The organism is Lysinibacillus fusiformis, from assembly GCF_003049525.1.
Classification (GTDB): Bacteria; Bacillota; Bacilli; order Bacillales_A; family Planococcaceae; genus Lysinibacillus; species Lysinibacillus fusiformis.
The window spans coordinates 173,824-197,024 of record NZ_PYWL01000008.1 but is presented as its reverse complement, the minus strand read 5'-3'; the positions used below and the strand labels follow the sequence as shown (position 1 = coordinate 197,024).

19 protein-coding genes are annotated in these 23,201 nt (G+C 36.3%); 16 read left to right on the top strand and 3 right to left on the bottom strand.

Annotated features, from left to right (window positions below; all coding sequences use genetic code 11):
* Positions 1–252: 252 nt before the first annotated feature.
* Positions 253–798: a helix-turn-helix domain-containing protein gene (locus C9J29_RS17620; protein ID WP_089986283.1), complete on the bottom strand. Its 546-nt coding sequence runs from the start codon at positions 796–798 to the stop codon at positions 253–255.
* A 149-nt stretch (positions 799–947) separates the two neighbouring features.
* On the opposite strand from C9J29_RS17620, the gene C9J29_RS17615 reads away from it, so the two are divergent.
* From C9J29_RS17615 to C9J29_RS17540, 16 genes are all read left to right on the top strand, one after another.
* Positions 948–2,327 (top strand): D-serine ammonia-lyase, encoded by a 1,380-nt coding sequence (locus C9J29_RS17615; protein WP_371861912.1) that lies wholly within the window; start codon positions 948–950, stop codon positions 2,325–2,327.
* Between the two features lie 296 nt (positions 2,328–2,623).
* On the top strand, positions 2,624–4,114 hold the full coding sequence (locus C9J29_RS17610) for a M81 family metallopeptidase (protein ID WP_089986284.1): 1,491 nt from the start codon (positions 2,624–2,626) through the stop codon (positions 4,112–4,114).
* 8 nt (positions 4,115–4,122) lie between these two features.
* Entirely contained in the window at positions 4,123–5,721 is a 1,599-nt protein-coding gene (locus tag C9J29_RS17605) for an ABC transporter substrate-binding protein (RefSeq protein ID WP_107922533.1), read from the top strand.
* A 65-nt stretch (positions 5,722–5,786) separates the two neighbouring features.
* Entirely contained in the window at positions 5,787–6,704 is a 918-nt protein-coding gene (locus C9J29_RS17600; RefSeq protein WP_115648621.1) for an ABC transporter permease, read from the top strand.
* A gap of 17 nt (positions 6,705–6,721) precedes the next feature.
* Positions 6,722–7,636, top strand: coding sequence for an ABC transporter permease (locus C9J29_RS17595; protein WP_008178216.1), 915 nt, complete (start codon positions 6,722–6,724; stop codon positions 7,634–7,636).
* 19 nt (positions 7,637–7,655) lie between these two features.
* Positions 7,656–8,651 carry an ABC transporter ATP-binding protein gene (locus C9J29_RS17590; RefSeq protein ID WP_107922532.1) on the top strand — a complete coding sequence of 332 codons (996 nt, stop codon included), beginning with the start codon at positions 7,656–7,658 and terminating at the stop codon, positions 8,649–8,651.
* Entirely contained in the window at positions 8,648–9,652 is a 1,005-nt protein-coding gene (locus C9J29_RS17585) for an ABC transporter ATP-binding protein (protein ID WP_008178220.1), read from the top strand. The genes C9J29_RS17590 and C9J29_RS17585 overlap by 4 nt, the downstream gene beginning before the upstream one ends.
* Positions 9,653–9,680: 28 nt before the next feature.
* Positions 9,681–10,811, top strand: a complete 1,131-nt coding sequence (gene menC / locus C9J29_RS17580; RefSeq protein WP_090002581.1) for an o-succinylbenzoate synthase — start codon at positions 9,681–9,683, stop codon at positions 10,809–10,811.
* 48 nt (positions 10,812–10,859) lie between these two features.
* Positions 10,860–11,702, top strand: coding sequence for a GNAT family N-acetyltransferase (locus tag C9J29_RS17575; protein WP_237068869.1), 843 nt, complete (start codon positions 10,860–10,862; stop codon positions 11,700–11,702).
* A complete protein-coding gene (locus C9J29_RS17570) occupies positions 11,695–12,834 on the top strand; it encodes a M20 peptidase aminoacylase family protein (protein ID WP_107922530.1) in 1,140 nt (379 codons plus the stop codon). The genes C9J29_RS17575 and C9J29_RS17570 overlap by 8 nt, the downstream gene beginning before the upstream one ends.
* 105 nt (positions 12,835–12,939) lie before the next feature.
* Positions 12,940–15,045, top strand: a complete 2,106-nt coding sequence (locus tag C9J29_RS17565; protein ID WP_107922529.1) for a S9 family peptidase — start codon at positions 12,940–12,942, stop codon at positions 15,043–15,045.
* A gap of 72 nt (positions 15,046–15,117) precedes the next feature.
* Positions 15,118–16,554, top strand: a complete 1,437-nt coding sequence (locus tag C9J29_RS17560; protein ID WP_107922528.1) for a serine hydrolase domain-containing protein — start codon at positions 15,118–15,120, stop codon at positions 16,552–16,554.
* Positions 16,555–16,609: 55 nt separating this feature from the next.
* On the top strand, positions 16,610–17,509 hold the full coding sequence (locus tag C9J29_RS17555) for a serine hydrolase (protein ID WP_237068868.1): 900 nt from the start codon (positions 16,610–16,612) through the stop codon (positions 17,507–17,509).
* A 520-nt stretch (positions 17,510–18,029) separates the two neighbouring features.
* On the top strand, positions 18,030–18,893 hold the full coding sequence (locus C9J29_RS17550; RefSeq protein WP_008178234.1) for a MurR/RpiR family transcriptional regulator: 864 nt from the start codon (positions 18,030–18,032) through the stop codon (positions 18,891–18,893).
* A gap of 217 nt (positions 18,894–19,110) precedes the next feature.
* Positions 19,111–20,346, top strand: coding sequence for a DNA polymerase IV (locus tag C9J29_RS17545; RefSeq protein ID WP_089986293.1), 1,236 nt, complete (start codon positions 19,111–19,113; stop codon positions 20,344–20,346).
* A gap of 158 nt (positions 20,347–20,504) precedes the next feature.
* Positions 20,505–21,257 carry an alpha/beta fold hydrolase gene (locus C9J29_RS17540; protein ID WP_089986294.1) on the top strand — a complete coding sequence of 251 codons (753 nt, stop codon included), beginning with the start codon at positions 20,505–20,507 and terminating at the stop codon, positions 21,255–21,257.
* 50 nt (positions 21,258–21,307) lie between these two features.
* On the opposite strand, the gene C9J29_RS17535 is transcribed toward C9J29_RS17540, so the two are convergent.
* On the bottom strand, positions 21,308–22,162 hold the full coding sequence (locus C9J29_RS17535) for an SDR family oxidoreductase (protein ID WP_090002586.1): 855 nt from the start codon (positions 22,160–22,162) through the stop codon (positions 21,308–21,310).
* Positions 22,159–23,187 carry a polysaccharide biosynthesis protein gene (locus C9J29_RS17530; protein ID WP_089986380.1) on the bottom strand — a complete coding sequence of 343 codons (1,029 nt, stop codon included), beginning with the start codon at positions 23,185–23,187 and terminating at the stop codon, positions 22,159–22,161. The genes C9J29_RS17535 and C9J29_RS17530 overlap by 4 nt, the downstream gene beginning before the upstream one ends.
* Between the last annotated feature and the right edge of the window lie 14 nt (positions 23,188–23,201).

The window sequence follows — 23,201 nt, the reverse complement described above, 5'->3', positions numbered from 1 at the left end:
CATTATAAGGGGACATAGGATGCATATTTGAAGAATACACAGATTCCGTTAAAGATACAGCATTACTACATATAAATTCTTCGTACAATGTAAGTTGCCATTTTTATTACTTGTTAACTCACAAACCTCCATATAATTTTTTTGGTGATTTCACTAATTGAACTTACCATGCTAACTCCTTCTATATTCAAATTTGTTTAGGTGAGACAAAAATATTTTTTGTTCGTATTCATACATATCTCTTTTAATGTTTTAAAAAATAGGAGGAGTAACAGAAAATAATACAACTGCCACTGTATTAGAATTATTTTCCCATTTATGCTTCAAATTTGCTGGTATTTTCACACTATCACCAACTTCTAAAAGATATTCTTCCTCACCCAAATAAATTTTTATGCTTCCTTCTATAATAACTGCTATTTCCTCGCCTCTATGATCCAAAAGTTTCTCTGAAGAAGACGTATAGGGTGGAACGGTCAAAATGGCTGACGCCAAATTACCTGTGAAATCGGGTGATAATAACTCATAGGACAAGTTATCTACAATCATTTTCTTACGTTTATTGGATCTCACTATTAAAGCCTCAGTGTTTGTTTCTTCCATAAAAAAGCTAAATGTTGGAACATCTAAAGTTTTTGCTAAGACTTTTAATGTTTGAATGGATGGATTCGCTAGACCCCGTTCAATTTGGCTTAACATGGAAGGGGTAATGCCAGCTAAAGCTGCTAATTCTCTATTAGTCAAATCCTTCATTTTTCTGTATTTCTCAACTTTCTTCCCAATATCAATATTCTCCATTTTGAAACTCCTATCATATGAATTAAAAATTATTTAACATTATTAAATTTTATTTAACGGGAACAGCAAATGTGTTAAACTTTATTAAATATTATTTAATTATATTTTATAACTAGAACTACTACAAGAAAAATGGGGGGATCAGCTAGATGATGAAAAAAGATAAACAAATATGGAAAGAACAATATCCAATATTCGATAAGCTTACAGTAATGGAGGAAGTATTTTGGATAAATCCGAATATGGAGATTTTCCAATCAGGAATTAAAAAATCCCCTCTGAACGAAGCGGATGTAAGGGATGCGGAGGAAAGGTTGGTACGCTTCGCTCCATATATAGCGAAGGTTTTTCCTGAAACGGAAGGAACAGCGGGAATGATTGAATCTCCTCTAGTGGATGTTCCTGCCATGAAGCAATCATTACAGAATACTTTTCAGCAGCCAATTTTAGGTGATTTATTACTGAAATGTGATAGTCATCTTCCTATATCTGGATCTATCAAAGCTAGAGGGGGGATTTATGAAATTCTCAAACATGCAGAGAATTTGGCTATTCAACATAATTTGTTAACGGTCGATGATGATTATTCAATTTTGGCTAGTGAGAAGTTCCGATCTTTCTTCTCACACTATTCTATTGCAGTAGGCTCAACTGGGAATCTAGGACTGAGTATTGGTATTATAAGCTCAAAATTAGGCTTTAATGTGACGGTTCACATGTCAGCAGATGCTAAGCAATGGAAAAAGGACTTGCTCAGAAATAGTCATGTCACTGTTATTGAATATGAAGCTGATTATAGTAAAGCAGTAGAAGAAGGTCGAATTCAGGCAGAAAAGGACCCAACATGCTATTTTGTGGATGATGAAAATTCACATGATTTATTTTTAGGCTATGCAGTAGCTGCGTCACGCTTAAAAAAACAATTAGATGATCTGAATATAATGATAGATAAACACCATCCTTTAATGGTTTACCTTCCATGCGGTGTAGGTGGCGGTCCAGGGGGGATAGCTTTTGGCTTGAAGCTATTGTTTGAAGATAATGTTCACTGTTTCTTTGCTGAACCTACTCACTCTCCTTGTATGCTACTCGGTTTAATGACAGGACTGCATGATCAGGTTTCTGTGCAAGAGATTGGCATTGATAATGTAACAGAGGCAGATGGACTTGCTGTAGGAAGACCCTCTGGATTTGTTGGTAAGACTATAGAACCTTTTTTAAGTGGTAATTTTACTGTTAGCGATGAACAATTGTATAGGTTACTTAAGGACCTTGTCGATACTGAAGGCATTTATTTAGAACCATCAGCACTAGCTGGTATGTTAGGACCAATAAAATTATATAAAGAGGGCACTGATTATTTAAGCAAGCTTCATTTAACAGAACAATTAATGAAAAACAGTACACATATTATTTGGGGAACTGGGGGGAGCATGGTTCCGGAAGATATCATGAATCAATATTATCAAAAAGGTTTGAAGTTGGCGCTAGAAAACAAAATTGATGGATCAGACATAGTTTCTCGATAAAAAAAGTGCTGGGCCTTTTCTATATAAATAAGCAATTTTTTGCAACTGAACATGGCGATCGCTATGTCCAGTTGCTTTTTTTAGATTTATTTGGACAAGAGTCGGTAGATTGTTGTCCTGTTTTGATGATAGCGCTGGCTGAACAGGTACATGTATCTATAAATTCTGAAATTTTAGAAAAAATAAATAACTGTATTGACAACTTTGCCCAAAATCAATATGATTAAAAAAATAAAACATTTACTTTATTTTTGTTTTATTTTAAAGTAAATACTTCAAAAAGGGTGGGTAAAATAATGAAAATCTTGATAGGCGAAATTGCACATGAGACAAACACGTTTGCTAATGAGAAAACAACTGTTGAGTCGTTTAAGGAATGGGAATGGATTCATGGCGACGAGATCCTACAGAAACATCGTAAAGTAAGAGATTACTTAGGTGGAATGATGGAACGTGCTGAAGAAACAGGAGTAGAAATAATTCCTTTATTTTCAGCATTTGCCATGCCTTCTGGAGTTATAACAAAAGAAACCTACAACGTGCTTCTTCAGGAGTTAACGAATTCAATTAAAGCTGTGAAAGAGTATGATGCCATTTGTCTTGCACTTCATGGTGCTGGTGTCGCGGAAGACGTTGATGATCTTGAAGGCGGTATATTATCCGCTATTAGAGAAGTTGTCGGGTATAAAATTCCTGTTGTCGTCACGCTAGACCTACACGGAAATATAACGGATCAGATGGTTCAAGAAGCAGATGTCCTATTGGGCGTTAATTTTTACCCACATGTTGATTGTTTTGAAAGAGGAATCGAGGCAATCGATATTACCCGAAAAATTCTTTCAGGTGAGCTTCAACCAAAAATGAGCCTAAAAAAACTCCCACTTATGATTCCTACATCTACTACAAATTTACCACCAGCAAAAAATATCAATGAACTGTGCTGGGCACATGAAGTAAATGAAAAAATTATTGATTGCACATTCTTTCATGGCTTTCCTTACACGAATATACCTGAAGTTGGAGTTTCGGTGGTGACCGTCACTAATAATGATCAGGAGCTTGCAGATCAAACTGCAGAAGAAATCGCTTTGGAGATTTGGAATACAAAAGAGATGTTTTTTCCAGACATTATTAATCCAGATGAAGGAATTAAAAGAGCACTAAAAATAGAAGGAAAGCCAATTGTCATTAACGAAACTTCAGACAATCCTGGAGGGGGTACGCCAGGTGATGGAACTCATCTACTTTCAGCCATGATAGAGGCAAATCTTGAAAATGCTTGTTTCAGTTTTATTTATGACCCGGAAGTAGTGAATATTGCTCATAATAGTGGAGTAGGAGCAACAATCGATGTATTACTAGGTGGCAAAACAGATGATTTACATGGAAAACCGCTCAAGGTAACTGCTTATGTTAAAACTCTAGCAGATGGCCGATTTATCCAGTCTTCTCAAATGGGAAAAGGTGCAAAAGTAAATTATGGTAAGTCTGCAAGATTAGTAGTTGGCGATATTGATATTGTTGTTTGTTCTAAAAGGTCGCAAACACTGGATGAACAAATCTTTTTATTACACGGGATTGATATTAGGTCATACAAAATTGTCGCTTTAAAATCAAGTCAGCATTTCCGTGCCGGATTTGAACCCTTAGCCCATACAATCATTACCGTTGACTCACCTGGGTTATCAAGTTTTAACCTGTTTTCTTTTGAACATTCAAGACTTGCAAAAGAAGTTTATCCTTTTAAAAAAGATGTTGAATTTTTACAGAAAGATAAAGTTAAGTAAAGAGGAGGATGAAGGTGAAAAAGAAAACCAGCGGAATTAAATTAATCGTTATGGTAATGATCATGGTTATTTTAGCAGGCTGTACCCCAAATTCAAATGAACAAAGTTCTGGAAATGGCGATAGCAAATCAAAGAATACATTAGTCATCTCTTCTGTTCGTGAGCCGGATACAATTGATGTCCATAAAACAACTTGGGTTGATAATTCAACTGCTAATATTTATGACACATTGTTAAAAAGAGACCTGGAGGGAAATATAATACCTGGTCTTGCTGAAAAATATGATATTTCAGATGACGGTAAGATTTGGACTTTTTATTTAGATGAAAATGTCACGTTCCATTCTGGGGAACCGCTTACTGCTGAAGCGGTTAAAAAGTCATTTGAAAGGTTCCTAGAGTATTCTGCCGTCAAGTTTTTAGCTGGACCAGTGGACAAAATGGAAGTTGATGGGCAAAAATTAATGATTTATTTCACAGAGCCTTTTGCACCTTTTGCCAGTGGATTAACTACCGCCTATTTAGCACCGATGGATCCTAAGGCACTTGATGATTACGGTGAGGATTTTGGAAAAAATCCTTCAGCTTCAGGAATATTTAAATTTGAGGAAAGAGTACGTGGATCTTCTATTACTTATATGAAAAATGAGGATTATAATTGGGGCCCACCATTTGTAGACAATAAGGGCGCACCTGGTTTTGATAAATATGAATTCCGATTCATTACGGATGACGATACGAGGGTACTAGAATTTAAAAAAGGTACCACGCAAATTATGACTAATGTGCCCCCGAATTATATTAAAGACCTTGAAACAACAGAGGGTGTGAAAATTGATCGTATGTTCGAACAAGGCATAACTTACTTAGGCTTCAATAATAAAAAACCAATGTTCCAAGACAAACGTGTTAGGCAAGCTATCGCACTTGGTATCAATCGGGATCCACTCGTAGAATTTGCTTTGGAAGGTTATGCAAAACCACTTTTTGGTCCACTGCCTCAAAGCATCCCTGGATATAGTGAGAAAGTTGAAGGAGAGGCAGCACAAAAATACACGCAAAATGTGGAAAAAGCTAAATCGTTACTCGAAGAAGCTGGGTGGAAGGATACAAATGGAGATGGCATTGTAGAGAAGGACGGAAAGCCTTTCTCATTTGAAATATGGTTATCTGATGAACCAGTTATGCAAAGAATTGTTCAAATTCTTCAAGGCCAATTAAAAGAGATTGGTATTGTAGTTAATATTTCTGTTCAAGAGCCAGCATCCATTAGTGCAAACACACCAAAGGGATTACATGATGCCATTCTAAATACGTACGGATGGTCAGATCCAGATATCTTATATATGCTTTTTGGAAAAGGAAGTTCATTAAGAATGCATTACGAACCTGAAGAATTACACAATTTACTCACTAAAGCACGTCAAACGATGGATATGGAAGAGCGGACGAAGATTTATGAGGAAGCACAGCAATTCCTTGTGGAAGAGTCTCCTTGGGTTCCGTTATTTGTACGTGAAAATGTAACCGCTTACCGTGACATTAATGGATTTAAACAAAATCCTTACTCACAATCAATTATTTTCAATGATATCACTTCGAAATAAAAATTAACCTGTAAAGTTAGGGACCGCTCATCGCTAACTGCCTTATTAAAAGGGGGGATTAAAACTTGTCTAAATATATTTTGAATCGAACTCTTTCAATGGTTATTACTCTAATTGGTGTATCAATTTTAGTCTTTTTGATGATGCATCTCATACCGGGTGATCCCGTAACTTATATTCTAGGAGACTTTGCTTCAGAAGAGGCCATAGTGGAAATGAAAAAGACTTTAGGGTTAGATCAACCGCTTTTTATTCAATACATTGATTACATTAAAAATGTGTTGCAAGGGAACTTAGGGACTTCCTATATTACGGGTTTGACAGTGGGTGAAGAGATTGTGGCTCGCTTTCCAATTACAGTACAACTAGCACTTTATAGTTTAATCATTGGAGCCGTCATTGGAATTTTAATGGGTATTTTAGCAGCAGTGAAACAAAACACAATCTTTGACCAACTAGCTATGGTGGTTTCCTTAATAGGAATATCTGCACCAGGTTTTTGGATAGCATTATTCTTAATTTGGATGTTTTCCTATCAATTCAATATTTTCCCTATTTCTGGATATCAAGGGTTTTACTCGTTAATTTTGCCATCTATAACACTGGGTTTAGGCTCAGCTGGCAATATAGCAAGAATGACGAGGTCTAGCATGCTTGAAGTTATTAAACAAGATTTTATGAGAACGGCTCAAGCTAAAGGACTTGACATGATTCCTATGATTTTTAAGCATGCCCTCCAAAATGCGATGATCCCAGTTATTACTTTAATTGGTCTACAGTTTGGTTTTCTATTAGCAGGTGCAGTAGTCATAGAAACGGTATTTGCACTACCGGGGTTAGGGAGTTTTTCTATTGAAGCCATTACTAAAAGGGATTTGCCAACAGTACAAGGGTTAGTTCTATTTATGGCATTTCTTTTTATTATAACTAATATGATCGTGGATCTCGTTTACAGTCTAATAGATCCTCGTATTAAGTATTAGAAAGGGAGGCAAGTATTTTGAGTAGTTCAGCTCCTAAACTTACAGATTCAGAAACTAAATTCAATCCGCCTCACAATAAAGATTCTGAAGCAAAGTCTAAAACTTACTGGTCAGTCGTGGGGAAAAGAATAATAACTAACAAAAGTGCTGTTAGTGGGGCCTTTATCTTATTGTTCTTCGTATCAATTTCCTTACTTGCTCCTTGGATAGCTCCACATCCAGTTGACGTAATGAATTTCGAACAAAGGTTTTTACCTCCAGGAGGACAATATTTTTTAGGGACAGATGATTTTGGGAGGGATATATTTTCAAGAATATTATATGGTGGTCGGGTTTCCTTAATGATGGGGCTTGTTGCAGTGCTAATCGCAGGTGTTATCGGTGTCATTTTAGGAGTGATAGCAGGCTATTATCGTAAATTTGATATTTATATTATGCAGGTTATGGATATTTTACTGGCTTTTCCTTCACTCCTTCTTGCCATCGCTATTATTGCTGTACTTGGTGTCGGATTAACGAACGCGATGATCGCAGTCGCAATTTCGGCAATACCTTCGTATGTAAGGGTAGTTCGAGGATCGGTTTTATCAATAAGAGAAAAAGAATATATAGAGGCAGTTAAGGCCCTTGGAGTTTCAGATTTTAAAATCATTGTAAAGCACGTATTTCCAAACGTCTTATCACCCGTAATTGTTTTATCCAGCTTACAATTTGGAACTAGTATTCTAGTAGCTGCAGCGTTAAGTTTCTTGGGGCTCGGTGCTCAGCCTCCAACTCCTGAATGGGGTTCGATGGCTTACGTCGGGAAAGCTTTTTTAGGGCAGGCTTGGTGGATGTCCCTTTTCCCAGGTATGGCCATTATGTTAGTCGTCCTTGGTTTTAATCTGCTAGGTGATGGATTACGTGACGCATTAGATCCAAGGCAAAAATAACTGCTTGGGAGTGAAAAATATGGGAATAAAAGATGAAGCGCTTCTGAGAGTGGAAGACCTTTCTATTAAATTTAAAACGGGGAAGAAAGATTTTGTCAATGCAGTGAGTCAGGTGAACTTTACTATTAATAAAGGTGAAACACTTGCTTTGGTAGGAGAATCTGGATGTGGAAAAAGCGTTACGTCCCTTTCCATCATGAGATTAATAGCAAATGGTGTTGGTGAAATTGAAGGGAAAATTCTTTTTAAAGATATGGATTTTAATCAAATATCTGAAAAGAAAATGCGTTCGATTCGAGGGAAAGACGTTTCAATGATATTTCAGGAGCCTATGACATCCTTAAATCCTGTTCATAGAATTGGCAGGCAAATTAGTGAGGTTCTTAAGCTTCATACAGATGCCTCAGGAGATGAGTTAAAAAAGCAAACGGTAGATATATTAAAAAAGGTTGGAATTCCACGTCCGGAAAAAATTGTTAACGAATATCCCCATCAACTTTCTGGCGGAATGAGACAAAGGATCATGATTGCAATGGCGATGGCGTGTAATCCTAGCCTATTAATTGCTGATGAGCCGACAACAGCATTAGATGTAACTATACAAGCCCAGATTTTAGATTTAATGAATGATCTCAAAACTAACTACGATACAGCCATATTATTAATCACGCATGATTTAGGTGTTGTAGCAGAAATGGCTGATCGGGTTATGGTGATGTATTATGGACAAATTGTTGAAGAAGCCCATGTGAAAACGATCTATAAAAATCCACAACATCCTTATACTATTGGTCTATTAAATTCTATTCCTAGTCTTGAAGATGAACAGGATAAGCTGAAACCAATCGAAGGCAATGTACCTAATATCGGAGAAGTAACGAAAGGATGTCCTTTCTTTTCTCGGTGCACCCAAGCTCATTCAAAATGTTTTGAAAGCAACCCACCTCTCATAAAAACGAATAATGAACACTCCGTTAGATGTTGGCTATATAGTAAGGAGGAGGCATTCGCATGAGTGAAGTATTGCTAGAAGTTCAAAATCTAAAAACCTATTTTCCAATCAATAAACGTTTTTTTTCAAAAAATAAGGACTATGTGAAAGCTGTTGATGGTGTTACTTTCAAGCTATTTAAAGGAGAAACATTAGGAATTGTTGGAGAAAGCGGCTGTGGCAAGTCTACAACTGGAAGAAGTATTCTAAAATTAATTGAACCAACAAGTGGTAACATCCTATTTGAAGGCAAAGATGTTCTAAGCTTGAGCAAACAGGAATTGAGAAAGCTCAGGAAACAAATGCAAATTGTTTTCCAAGATCCATTTGCTTCTTTAAATCCTCGTCTACGAATATCTTCTATTTTAGAAGAAGCACTATTAACACATGGAATAGGAGCGACTAAAAAAGAAAGAAGACAGAAAGTAATAGAGATTTTGCAAATGGTGGGGTTAGGTGCTTTTCATGCAGATCGTTATCCTCATGAATTTAGTGGAGGGCAAAGACAAAGAATTGGTATCGCCCGAGCAATCGCGGTTGGACCGTCACTTATCGTAGCAGATGAGCCAGTTTCTGCCCTAGATGTATCTGTACAGGCACAAATACTTAACCTTTTTCAAAGCCTCCAAAAAGAATTAGGACTAACTTATATTTTTATTGCTCATGATTTAAGTGTTGTAAAACACATTAGTGACAGAATTGGGGTCATGTATCTAGGGAGAATGGTAGAGTTTGCCGATAAAAATCAATTGTTTGCTGAACCGCTTCACCCATATACAAAATCCCTTATGTCTTCTGTTCCAGTCCCAAATCCTGAAAGTGAAAAAAAAGACCGGATCATTTTAACTGGTGATGTTCCAAATCCGGTAAATCCTCCTCTTGGTTGTACTTTCCATCCGCGGTGCTTCGCGTGTATGGAGGTTTGTAGGACAAAAAAACCTCGAAACATAGAAGTTAAACCGGGACATTTTGTAGCTTGTCACTTGTTTGAACCAGAAAGAACGGAAGTAAGAGACCAAAAGTAATTTTATATAAAAAGGAAGGTATTACTAAATGGATATAAATAAAATTTCGTTACAAAGAATTAAATTACCCTTAAAATCTTCGTTTGAAACTAGCTTCGGTAAAGTGACTGAAAAGGATATTATCATCGTTAAGGTTCATGGTGGAGATAAAGTTGGCTTTGCTGAAAGTGTCGCGATGCCTTTTCCTATATACAATGAAGAGACTACAGGTACAGTATGGCACATGCTTGAAACTTACTTGATTCCAAAGCTATTAGAAAATGAAATTAAAGAGCCCAAAGATTTCTCAGAATTGTTTTCCTATATACGTAGAAATAACATGGCAAAGGCAGCACTTGAAATGGCCATTTGGGATTTATATAGTAAGCAAAAAGGGCAAACGCTATCTACTACACTAGGAGGTAAACGATCAGAGATTGAAGTGGGCGTAAGCGTTGGAATTGAAAATAACATAGAAACTCTATTAAACAAGGTGGCAGGCTTTTTAGAGGATGGCTACAAAAAGATTAAAGTGAAAATAAAACCTGGCTGGGACATTAAACCTTTAGAGGCTATTCGGAAAAAGTTTGGAGAACAAATTCCACTAATGGCTGATGCTAATTCTTGCTACAGTTTGAATGATTTACAACTATTACAAGAATTAGATCAGTTTAATTTAATGATGGTTGAACAGCCGTTAGCTCATGACGACATTATAGATCACGCAAAATTACAAAACTTATTAACAACACCTATCTGTCTAGATGAAAGTATTCATTCATTAGAAGATGCAAGAAAGGCAATTGAAATTAATGCATGTAAAATTATTAATATTAAGGTTGGTCGTGTAGGAGGGCTATTCGAAGCAATTCGAATGCATAATCTGTGCGAGGAAAAAAATATCCCAGTTTGGTGTGGTGGAATGCTTGAAGCTGGTATAGGTAGGGCTCATAACATCGCAATCGCTTCATTAAGTAACTTTAGTATTCCGGGTGATACATCTGCTTCAAGTCGTTATTTTGATAAAGATATCATTTTACCAGAAGTAAAGCTTTCAAAGGCTGGCACTATTATTGTTCCAGAACAACCTGGAATTGGTTTTGAGGTTAATCAGGAATTCATTAATCAACTTACAGTGACCCAGAAAGAGTTTATTAGAGATAAAATAAAGTTCTACTAAATGATTTTCAAGTTGATTTTATTTCATGGTGTCTGGAGGGATTTACCAATGGTTTTCACACAGCCAATCATCTATAAAAGTATTATAAGTTTAAAGGAAATACAAGATGTAGTTAGTTTTCAAGAGGATATCTGGGATAAAGATGTAGTAACGCCTCTTCCGCAGCTTGTTGCTGCAACTCACAATGGTGGAAACATCGTTGGAGCGTTTAAAGAAGGTGAATTAATTGGGTTTTCATACGGTTTTTCGGGCTTTAAGAATGGGAAAAAATATTTAATTTCTCATATGACTGGCGTCCATAGTAAGTACCGTAATTATGGGATAGGCTTACAGCTAAAACTTAAGCAAAGGGAGTGGGCAGTGGAATACGGCTATCAAAAAATTGTATGGACTTTTGATCCTTTAGAAGCCAAAAATGCATACTTTAATCTTAATAAGCTAGGAGCTTATTCTCAAACGTACTTTCCTTCTTATTATGGTGAAATGAGCGATAAACTGAATAAAGGTCTACCTTCTGATCGTTTTTTAGTAGAATGGGATATTTGTTCGAGCCGAGTAGCGAATGCACTTACCGGTGTACTCAAAAAGGATACATTGGTTAATCACTATAAGTCTCTGCTGTCATATAGTGATAGTAGAAATATCCCATATCCCAATGAGAGAGAATCGATTAAGAATGAAGACGGATATTTAATACCTGTTCCAGCTAATTTTCAGATTTTGAAACAAGAGGATTTTGAAGCGGCGAAGGCTTGGAGGTATAAGTTGAGAGATGCAGTAAATGATGCTTTCTCAAAAGGTTTTGTAGTAACCGGAATGTTAAAAAAAAATTTAGCTAACATTCATTTTTATGTTATTGAAAATAAATCCATGGAGCCCCTATATGATTGAACAAATCAATAATTGGGTTGATGAGAATAAAGAGCTAATAAAATCAACATATCATCATTTTCATTGTAATGCGGAAATTAGTTGGAAAGAAAAAGAGACAACGGATTACTTATGTAAGCAATTCGAATATTTGAAAATACCTTTTGAGAGGTTTGAGGAGCATACCGGAGTTGTTGGATATTGGGGAAATGAAAAACTTGGTCCAACCATTGGAATTAGAGCAGACATTGATGCGTTATGGCAGCTGGTCGACGGTGAATGGAAAGCCAATCATTCCTGTGGTCATGATGCTCATATGACAATGGTTCTTCATACTATTTCTTGTCTAAAGAAATTAGGTTTTCAACCAAGGGGGCTTATTAAAATTATTTTTCAGCCAGCTGAGGAATCCGGTTTAGGAGCTAAGGCTCTAATTGATAGAGGCGTTATGGATGATGTTGATTGTTTACTAGGGATACATGTACGTCCCGTTCAAGAATTAAAATTTGGCCAAGCATCTCCTGCCATCTATCATGGCGCGACAACACTATTGAAAGGGAAGGTCCATGGAATTCAAGCTCATGGTTCACGACCAAATCTAGGAATAAATGTTGTTGATTCACTTGGAGCCATTATTCAGGCTGTTAACTCAGTTAAAACAGATCCGACATTATCCTCATCTGTCAAAATAACCATGGTTCAGGCCGGTGGAAACAATATTAATATCATTCCCGATTATGCTGAATTTGGCATTGATGTCCGTGCACAACAGAACTATGTTATGGAAGATTTACTTAAAAAGGTAGAAAATGCGGTTCTTTCTTCGGGCTCAGCAAATGGGGCAATAGTTGAAATAGAGACACTAGCATCGATGATTGCTGCGGAACCTAGTTCACAACTTGAGGAACTAGTGGGAGAAGCTATTATTGAAGCTCTAGGGAATGACGCAATCGCTGCTCCAGTCATTACTCCTGGAGGGGAAGATTTCCATTTTTATAAAAAGTATTTTCCTCATATTAAAGCTACAATGATTGGACTTGGAACCGATTTACAACCTGGACTGCACCATCCTCATATGAATTTTAACTTAGATGCTTTGCAAAATGGTGTAAAAATTCTTGCTATGACTACCATTAAATTATTTAAACCATAGTATTAGTGAAAATTAGTAGAAGAGACTAGATTAGAATATTGCGAAAGTATTTTTCTGAAGAATTGCAATAGTGAAATATCTATTATTAATAAGGAGTGCTAAAAGATGTTAAGAACTACAGTGCCAGAAGATATTTATAACTTTGAATGGCCAAGCAATCCTGTCATTTCTCCTGATGGACAACAGGTAGTTTATGAAAGAACCATAGCTGTGAAAGAAAATAATTACGAAACACATTTATATTTAAGCGATGTAGAAGGAAAAACACGAAGAGTTTTAACATCCTCAGGCACAAGGAACGTCAATCCTATCTGGTCACCCGATGGAAAAACCATAGCATTTATCTCGGACCGTGCTTACGGAATGCAGGCATGGCTGTTATCTCTCGATGGTGGAGAGGCCCGGTGTCTGACAAAGTTTCGTCAAGGAATTAGCTCAATAGTATGGGCTCCTAACGGTAAAACGATATATGGATTGGTACCTGTAATTGTACATTCGGAACTAGAAACCTTTCATGAAAATGCAACAATTCATGAAGCAAAGAGTGAGAAGGAACAAGAGGATAAGTTATGGAGAGATGGGGCTAAACGCTATCATCATCTATATTACAAAAATGATGGAACTGGGTTTCATAAACCGTACAAACGTCAAATTGTTGCTATTCATATAGATACTGGAACATTCGTTTTGATAACAAAAGGAATAAATGAAGTTCATCAGCCTGACGTGTCACCAGATGGAGAATATATCGTGTTCAGTTCAAACGCAGAAAATGAAAATTTTCTTTTTGGAGGAAAGGTTTATCGAGTTTCTTCTTCCGGAGGAGATGCGGAGTTGCTATACAGTGATACGGAAGCAAGCTCACCTTCTTACTCACCTGATGGAAAGTGGATAGCGTTTTTTGGCAACCATGCAGAACAGAAGGAATTATTAGTCATACCTTCAGAGGGAGGGGATGTTAGATCTTTAAGCAAAAAATATCAAGACACCCTCCTTGATATGACTTTTACAGATATGCGTAATCTCAGATATGCACTTCGCCCTCAATGGTCTAATAATAGTAGGTATATTTATGCGCTTAGTACCCATGAAGGAAGAAATGAAATTGTTAGATTCTCGAATGATAAAAATGACGATCATCCGGTAATTATTGCTGGTGGAGACCGTACTATTTTTCATTTTTCATTTGATGGAGAAGAGACGATTAGTATGGCCTATTCGACAGTCAATCATCCTGGGAAGTTATCAGCCATTAGAATTGATGAAACGAATACAGCCGACTGTAATTATCGGTATCCAACAGAAGCTTTTCCTCAATTACATGTACCCATTTTCCCTGAAACTGAAGTTCGTCTGGATGACTGCAACGACAAGTTATTATCCGAACTCATCGTAGTTGAGCCTGAGGTTTTTTCCTATAAATCTGTTGATAATTGGTATATGCAAGGTTTTATTTTAAAACCCGCTAACTTTGATCCTGAGAAAAAATATCCTGTTCTATTAGATATTCATGGAGGACCACATTCTGCTTATGGTTTCACATATTTTCATCAATTGCAATTATTCGCTGCGCGAGGTTATGCAGTTATCTATACGAACCCACGAGGAAGCTCAGGATTCGGTGTAGAATTTACCAATGCTGTACATGGTGATTATGGTGGAAAGGATATGAATGATATTTTGAACGGACTTGACTTTGCCTTACAAAAAAATCGATATCTTGATAAAAATAGGGTAGCCGTTAATGGAATTAGCTATGGTGGATTCATGGTAAATTGGCTCATCTCTCACACCGATAGATTTTTTGCAGCAGTTTCTGAAGGCTGTATTTCGAATTGGATTTCCATGTATGGCACAAGCGATATAGCACCATATTTTATTGATCAGGAGTTTCTTGGAAAGACAGATTTGGAGAATCTTTGGAAATTCTCTCCTCTTGCCTATGTAGATAATGTAAAAACGCCACTTCTACTTCTACACAATGAAGATGATTTACGATGTCCAATAGAGCAGGCAGAACAGTTTTATTCCCATATTAAGCGTCGAGGAGGAGAAGTAGAACTGGTTCGTATTCCACAATCAAGTCATGGGCTCCTCCAATACGGCAAACCCGAATTAAGAATAGCTAGGTTGAATTCAATGCTCGATTTTATAAACAGACATTTACCTGTAGAAAATTTTTCGAACTTGATAACGACTGAGAATCAATAATGTGAGGATAATAGTTAGATCATCGATTCGATCTACATTATTATATACAACTACTCTAAAGGAGGAAAAGAAATGAAAGTAGATGTGAATTTAAAAGCATTTGAAGAGGCTGGTCAAAAGATAACGGAAAAACATAAGATTCCTGGTACTGCTGTTGCAATTGCTGAAGCTGGGGAGATTCTTTACCATAAAGGATTTGGCTTCCGTAATGTAGCCGATGGACTACCTGTAACTGAAAATACAGTTTTTGGTATTGGTTCGATAACAAAATCATTTACTTGTGTGGCTATTATGCAACTGCAGGAAGTCGGTAAATTGAATGTGCATGATCCTGTTAGTAAATACTTGCCTGAATTCAACGTTAAAAATAAAGAGGCTATCAAAGATATCACTATTCATCACTTTATGACTCACACAGCAGGATTGCCTCCAATGTCTTCGTTATTTTATGCAATGAAAAGGTCACTAGATCTTGACCCAACTGTAAAAAAATATCCAGGTTTAAATATTAATGTTGAAGATCACGGACCAATTGACACTTATGAGCAACTTATGCAGTTTATTGATGAACAAGATATTGAATTATTGGGTGCACCTGGTACACATTTTAGTTATTCCAATGAATCATATGCCTTATTAGGAACAATCATCGAACGAATCAGTGGAAAAAGTTATGAACAATATATATATGATCATATCCTCACACCTTGTGGTATGGAAAACAGCTATTTCACAATTGAGGAGTACGCTGATTATGAAAATATCACCACTTGCTATACAGAGGACAAAAGCGATGGAACAAAACACGTTTTGGCTGCACCAATTTGGTGGGATTCTACTTCAATGCGAGCAGCAGGCTTTTTGAAATCTACAGCTAGAGACATGTTATTGTATGCAGAAATTTTCCGTAATGCTGGTGTAGTAGATGGTAAGCAAATATTATCAGAAGAAAGTGTAAAAGAAATGACTAAGCCCCATATTCAATTACAACCTGGAAGATTCTATGGGTACGGTTTTATGATTACTCCCGATTATTTTGGCACTACTCTTATTGAACATGGTGGAGGGCTCAAGGGAATTTCAGCTCAATTAAGTATTTTACCTGAAAAAGGGGTTACAGGTGTTGTATTAACTAACTTGGCAGGTGTACCTGCTGCCCGAATTATGCAACTTGCATTTAATGCTTTGAGTGAAAGGGAGGTAGACGCCAATCACCTTACCTTTGAAGAATATGATATTTCAGAAGAACGACTTCAACAGTATCAAGGAGAATATCAATCGAATGAAGGGACGAAAGTGTGCATTAAAATCAAGGAAGGAAACCCAGTTCTACTCTCACAAAATGTAGAGATACCAATAACTTTTGTGAGCGATAACATGTTTATAGCATATTTTAATGACTTTACAGAAATAGCTGAGATACTAGTGGATGATAATAGTGAAGCATACGGAATATCATATCATTTTAGACAATTCCCTAAAGTTTCCGTAAATATACCACTTAACTAGTGAGTTCCAAGGTTTTCATATTGAACTCCTTATGTAGAAATTTGAGAGGATGTTGATGATGGGATTACAGGAGAGTTTGGAAAAAATTATACAAGAAGCTACTGGGACATTCGGGGTTTATGTGAAACATCTGGAATCTGGAGAGACTGCTGCAATAAATGAGAATCGTTTATTTCAAGCTGCAAGTGTTTTTAAGATTCCTATTTTGGCCACTTTATATCGTGATGTTCAAATGGGGAAGGTCGAACTAAAAGAACATATTAGGTTGGAAGAAGAGGATTTAGTCAATGGATCAGGTATATTTAAGGAGTTAATTCCTGGAATCGACGTTACGATAAAAAATTTAGCGACTATGATGATAATTGTTAGTGATAATGTGGGAACAGATAAGTTATTGAGTATTTTAGGGAAAGAAAATGTAAATCAATATATGAAAGAAATTGGACTAAGCAATACTTACATTCGTCTCAGCTGCTGGGAGCTTCTTTGCTCTTGTGTGGGATTACCTCCACAAAAATTCTCAATGGACACTTATAATGACATTAACCGTCGATTTAAAAATGGTGAAATTGATCATCATTCAATTGTATTTAAAGAAAGTCATGCAAACAATGTAACAACCGCAGCTGATATGGCACTTTTATTAGAAAAAATGGCAAATAAGCAATTAATCTCTGAAAAAGCTTGTCATGATATGTTTGAAATCCTTGCCAAGCAACAATTTCGAAGTAGAATACCTTATTTATTACCTCAAAATACAGTTGTTGCTCATAAAACTGGCACCATTGCAAGTGTTGTCAATGATTCAGGGATAGTCCAGCTACCTGATAATAAAGGTAATTTTATCATTTCAGTATTTTCTATAGGAAATAATACTGAAGCAGAAGGTGCTAGTTTCATATCTAAATTATCGAGAGTTGCTTATAATCATTTTCTTAATAAAGTAACCGTTTAGCTTTTAAACCCAAAGGCTATTAATAATTTATCAAATATAATCGGTTATGAAAAAATATACAACTATAACATAACTCATAGCTAAATGGTATGATGATGTTACAACTAGTAAGTTATTTTCTTGTTGAAAATCAATTAATGTTGGGGTATTCACACTAAATATATTTATAGTGAATGCCCTAGAATCTAAGGTTGAAAGGTTACACGGGTTAGGGATATGCTAAAAATATGAAACTGAAATTATACATAAAACTCACAATAAAGGTTCGTGTAATTACCAAATTACCTACGTAATAGATTGAATGTTTGTACTATAGTAATTGTTCATTGGATACATTACACCGACAGATAAAAGTATAAAACTTGGAGCTCATTATCTCTAAGTGATTTAGTGGTTTTTTAAATATAAAAGTGATGCATACTGAATAATAAAATGGGAGTTTTTTTAGTCATCAACCATTTACTGAACCTGTATTAAATAAGTTACATACCTAGATTAACTCATTGGAAGGGCTGGCTGTATGGATAATTATAATGAAAGAATTAGAAAACAATTTAATGAACTAACAAAAAGACAGAAATTAGTTGCAAAATATATTGTTGACTTTCCGAAAGAGGTTGCATTTCAAACATCGAAGCAGCTAGGTATTGCAAGTGAAACAAGCGATACAACGGTGATTAGGTTATCATATGCTCTTGGGTATTCTGGATTTAGCGAATTGCAAAAAGAAATTCAAGCTACTTTATTAGAAGATTCTTCACCCATTTCAGATCCAATTGAAGGGCTTCGATCTACGTCCAAGTCTTTAAAAGATACAAATTTAATTCAACATGTAATCGAGAAAGATACTTCGTATATACGTGCAACGTTAGAACAAATAGATTACACCCAGTATAAAAAAGCTATAGATCTTTTAATTAGTTCTGAAAAGAGAATCGTCATAGGCTTCCGTTCCTCATATGGTCCTGCTAACTGGCTATCGTTTAGTCTCAATGTTGTTGTAGGAAATACGTTTTTATATCGTGGAGAAATAGAGGATTCTAATTATTTATTATCCTTAATCGATGAAAAGACATTATTGGTGGCTATTTCTTTTCCTCGATATTCAAAAGAAACGAATGCATTTGTCAAAGCAGCAAAGAAAAAAGGGGCACAAGTGATAGGCATAACAGACGATGAATTGTCGCCATTAGGGCTTCTTTCGGACATTTTGTTTAAGGTGGTTGCTCCTTCTCCTATTTCTCTAAAAGGTGCTACACCAACCTTTGCACTACTTAATCTACTAATAACAGGAATAGCAGCTTCTGATGAAATAAAGGTTCAAAAGCGGATGGAAGATTACGACCAAACAAGTGATGATTTCTCACCATTTACTAATCAGTAATAAGGGAGCTCATCGGATAGATTCTAATAGGATAGGTAACCAAAATAAAAGGTTTTTTTGATGTCACTTGATTTCCGAGAGTATACATCAAAAGAACCTTTTTATTTTATTGTGAAACCTATAAAAACATGCTTTGCTTAGACGGTAGATTAAGTGTGAAAGGACTCATATATGATAAAATATAGCTAACATTAAAATCAACGTGAGGTGAACGAAATTGCATAAAGGAAGAATCATTTTACATATTGACCTTAATTGCTTTTATGCCTCAGTGGAACAAATTTACGATCCCTCATTAAAGGGAAAACCTATAGCCATTGCAGGTAATCCAAAAGAACGTAGAGGGATTGTTATTACGTGTAGCTATGAAGCTAGAAAAAGTGGTGTATATACAACCATGAATGTCGGTGAGGCCAGAAGAAAATGCCCAGAGTTAATTGTGCTACCTCCAAATTTTGAACGATATAGAGCTGCTTCAAAATCTTTTTTTGGATTACTGAAAGAGTATAGTGAAATACTTCAACCCGTTTCTATAGATGAAGGATATATACAATTGCCTATAATCGAAGGACAAAATGTATTAGAACATGTACATGGTATACAAGATAGAATTTGGAACGAACTACAATTGCCTTGTTCAATCGGCATTGCACCCAATAAGTTTTTAGCAAAAATGGCCAGTGAAATGAGAAAGCCGATGGGCATTACAATATTACGTAAACGTGATGTCCCTTCAGTTTTGTGGCCATTGAATGTTAAAGAGATGCATGGAATCGGGAAAAGCACAGCAGAAAAACTGAAAGAGTTAGGTATACAAACGATTGGAGAATTAGCTGCGGCTGATGAATACACATTAAAACAGAAGTTTGGCATCAATGGACTTCGCTTGAAACAGAAGGCCAATGGCGAGGATGACCGACCTGTTGATCCAGAAGCAATATATGATACGAAGAGTGTAGGGAATTCGACAACATTATCTCATGATACGACTGACCGAGATGAATTATATAAAATAATGACAACTCTTTCTGAAAAGGTAGCAGAAAGATTAAAGGCTAAAAAGCTCGCAGGAGTGACTGTGAGTATTATCATCCGTACAGCTTCTTGGGAAACGTATACACGGAGTAAATCAGTCAATAACGCGATATTTTCAAAAGAGGATATAGTTGAACAGGCGTGGAATCTGTTTAATAAAAACTGGAATGAGGAGCCTGTTCGATTATTGGGTGTGACTATTTCCAATGTAAGTGACATTAAAGAGATGACTCAGCAGCTAACTTTTTTTGATTTTGAAGATCATATTAAAGACGAACCCATTATTAAATTGGTAGATCAAATTGAACAGAAATTTGGAAAAGGTGTCATTTTAAGAGGTTCTGATATTGTAAAACCAGCAGGGAAGCATCAAGCAAACACGAGTTTTAGTAAGGACTTTTGGGATGATCATTTGTAAATGATTCCATTTTGACAGGTTTGAGGCAATTAATTTCCGTATCGAGAAAGACATACGTTAACAATTGCCCAGGAAATACAAAAAACCAGACATTCAATCAATCTCAAACAAGCTTTTGAGAAGCTAAACAGTAAAGAAAGTAGGTGCATGAATCCATTATGCAATATAAAGAGTATGGCCATTTCGACGGTCCAGTGATGATGTTTCTTCATGGGGGTGGTGTTGGGGGATGGATGTGGGAACAACAAATTCAGCACTTCTCCAAGTATCACTGTGTAGTGCCTGAGCTTGTGTCCGATCATTCATTTTCTATTGAGCAATGTGCACAACATCTCGTACAGCTCTTAGAGGAAAAGGCGAATGGCAAGCAGGTAATTGTTATTGGCTTTTCATTAGGTGCTCAAATTGCCATACAAATGTTAAGCATAAAGCCTAGTTTAATCCACTTTTCGATTATTAATAGTGCTCTTGTTATCCCTTCACCTACTACAGCATGGATGATTCGGCCGTTTCTCCGACTATCATTCCCGCTTATCAAAAATAAAACCTTCGCAAAGCTTCAAGCGAAAACCTTATACATCGATGATCGCTATTTTGACCGCTATTATCATGATAGCACTAAGATAACATACGATGCATTAATTCAGGTTTTACAAGAAAATATGACGTTTTCAATCCCACGAAATTTCCACAATGCACAGGGGCATATTTTAATTACTGTTGGCAATCAAGAGAAAAAAATAATGAAAAAATCTGCACAAAAGCTTGTACAAAGCCATCCAAATGCAAAAGGAATCATGTTAAACAACATAGGGCATGGAGTATCATTAGCCCAGCCTGCATTTTTTAATCGTTTTGTAGAGAATTGGATCAAGGAAGGACAATTGCCAGTGGGCACAGTCATTCAATAGAAAAACTCCATTATGAGTAACGTAACAATACTCGTAATAGAGTTGAAGTTTTAAGAAATATAGTGAGGATATAAATCCTTGTGCTGCAAAATCCATTCCTTCATGTCAATTATCATTTCTTCATAGCTAGGGACCGTAAAGGAAAAATCGTTTCTAGTATTAATTAAAGTTTTATTAACATTAATAAGCTGATGTGGAGTAATCTTTATTGTATGGTCCATAAAGTGCTTATTCAATAACTGAAGCAGATCGTATTTGGATATAGGCGATGTATTGACAAGATGATAGAGTCCAGTTAATTCTTCATGTGCTGCTTGCTCCATGGCTTTCGCTAGGGTGAGGGTTGTGACCCCCGTCCAAATAGCACCAGTATAGCCGTGAATCGGACCTTTTTGGTGCATAAACCAATTGAAAAGCCCAATTCCATCCATTTTCAAATCAGGGCCAATAATTGAATTACGGAATGTTAAATGTTTGGTATGATCAATTTCGCCTAAACCCTTTGTACGGTCATAAAAGGTAGTTCCGTCCTTTACACTATTTTCATAATAGGGTGCGTTTTCACCTGAAAATACACAATCGGTACTCATATGAATAAGCTTCGTCTGGCGATTTTCAAGGAGAGATACGATAGCATGTGGTAAATAACTATTCAAGAAAATACTCTTCTCAGGATTTGCCTCACATTCTTTATTTAACATACCGATACAATTAATGACAATATCATACTGATGGTCTTGAAGAAGTGAACGTAAAAAGTTCAAATCTGTAATATCACCAGTAATATTATTTCCATATGCGAAAGCAGTTCTCGTATACGTTGTCACATCATACCCTTGCTCCCGTAAGTAGATGGAAATGGTATGACCCGCCATGCCAGAAGCGCCGAGCACTAAAAATTTCATGGTGTTCCTCCAGTCCAAAGGAGAAGCTCTTCTTGAATGAGAGATAAGGTTAGTAATTTTTCTTTAATAGCCATCACGTTTAACATTTGTGTATTATTGGAATTATATTCATCCGATAAGGTAATTTTAGGAGAGCCTTCATCCAGGTATTTTCCATAATTCAAATCTCGATTATCTGCTGGGATTCGATAAAAATCACCTAAATCTATGGCTTTTGCTGCTTCCTCCTTTGTACATAATACTTCATACCGTTTCTCCCCATGCCGCGTGCCAATAATGTGAATCGCATTGTTCACTTGGAAAATTTCAAGGAGAGCTTGTGCCAAATTCTCGATCGTAGCAGCGGGTGATTTTTGCACCATAATATCGCCATTTTGCGCATGTGAGAATGCATACAACACCAATTCGACTGCTTCCTCAAGGCTCATCATAAAACGAGTCATAGTTGGATCGGTAATAGTTAAAGGTTTACCAGCTTTTATTTGTTCGATGAAAAGTGGTATGACTGAGCCTCTTGAAGCCATTACATTCCCGTATCGTGTGCCGCAAATCAATGTTTGCTTTGGGTCGACCATCCGTGATTTAGCAATAAATGTTTTCTCCATCATCGCCTTGGATATCCCCATCGCATTGACAGGGTATGCCGCTTTATCTGTTGATAGACAAATAATCTTTTTAACGCCAGCTTGAATCGCCGCAGTTAAAACATTATCTGTTCCTAAGATATTTGTTTTAACAGCCTCTAAAGGGAAAAATTCACAAGAGGGAACTTGCTTGAGGGCCGCAGCATGGAACACATAATCTACGTTATACATCGCAGGGTGAAGGCTTTGTAAATCACGTACATCCCCGATATAAAATTTAATTTTAGAGTTTTGATAAAGCTTTCGCATATCATCCTGCTTTTTTTCATCCCTTGAAAAAATCCGTATTTCCTTAATATCGGTATTTAAAAATCGATTTAGTACCGCATTACCAAAAGATCCTGTTCCTCCAGTAATCAGTAAAGTTTTATCTTTAAACATTGTCTGGCTTGTTA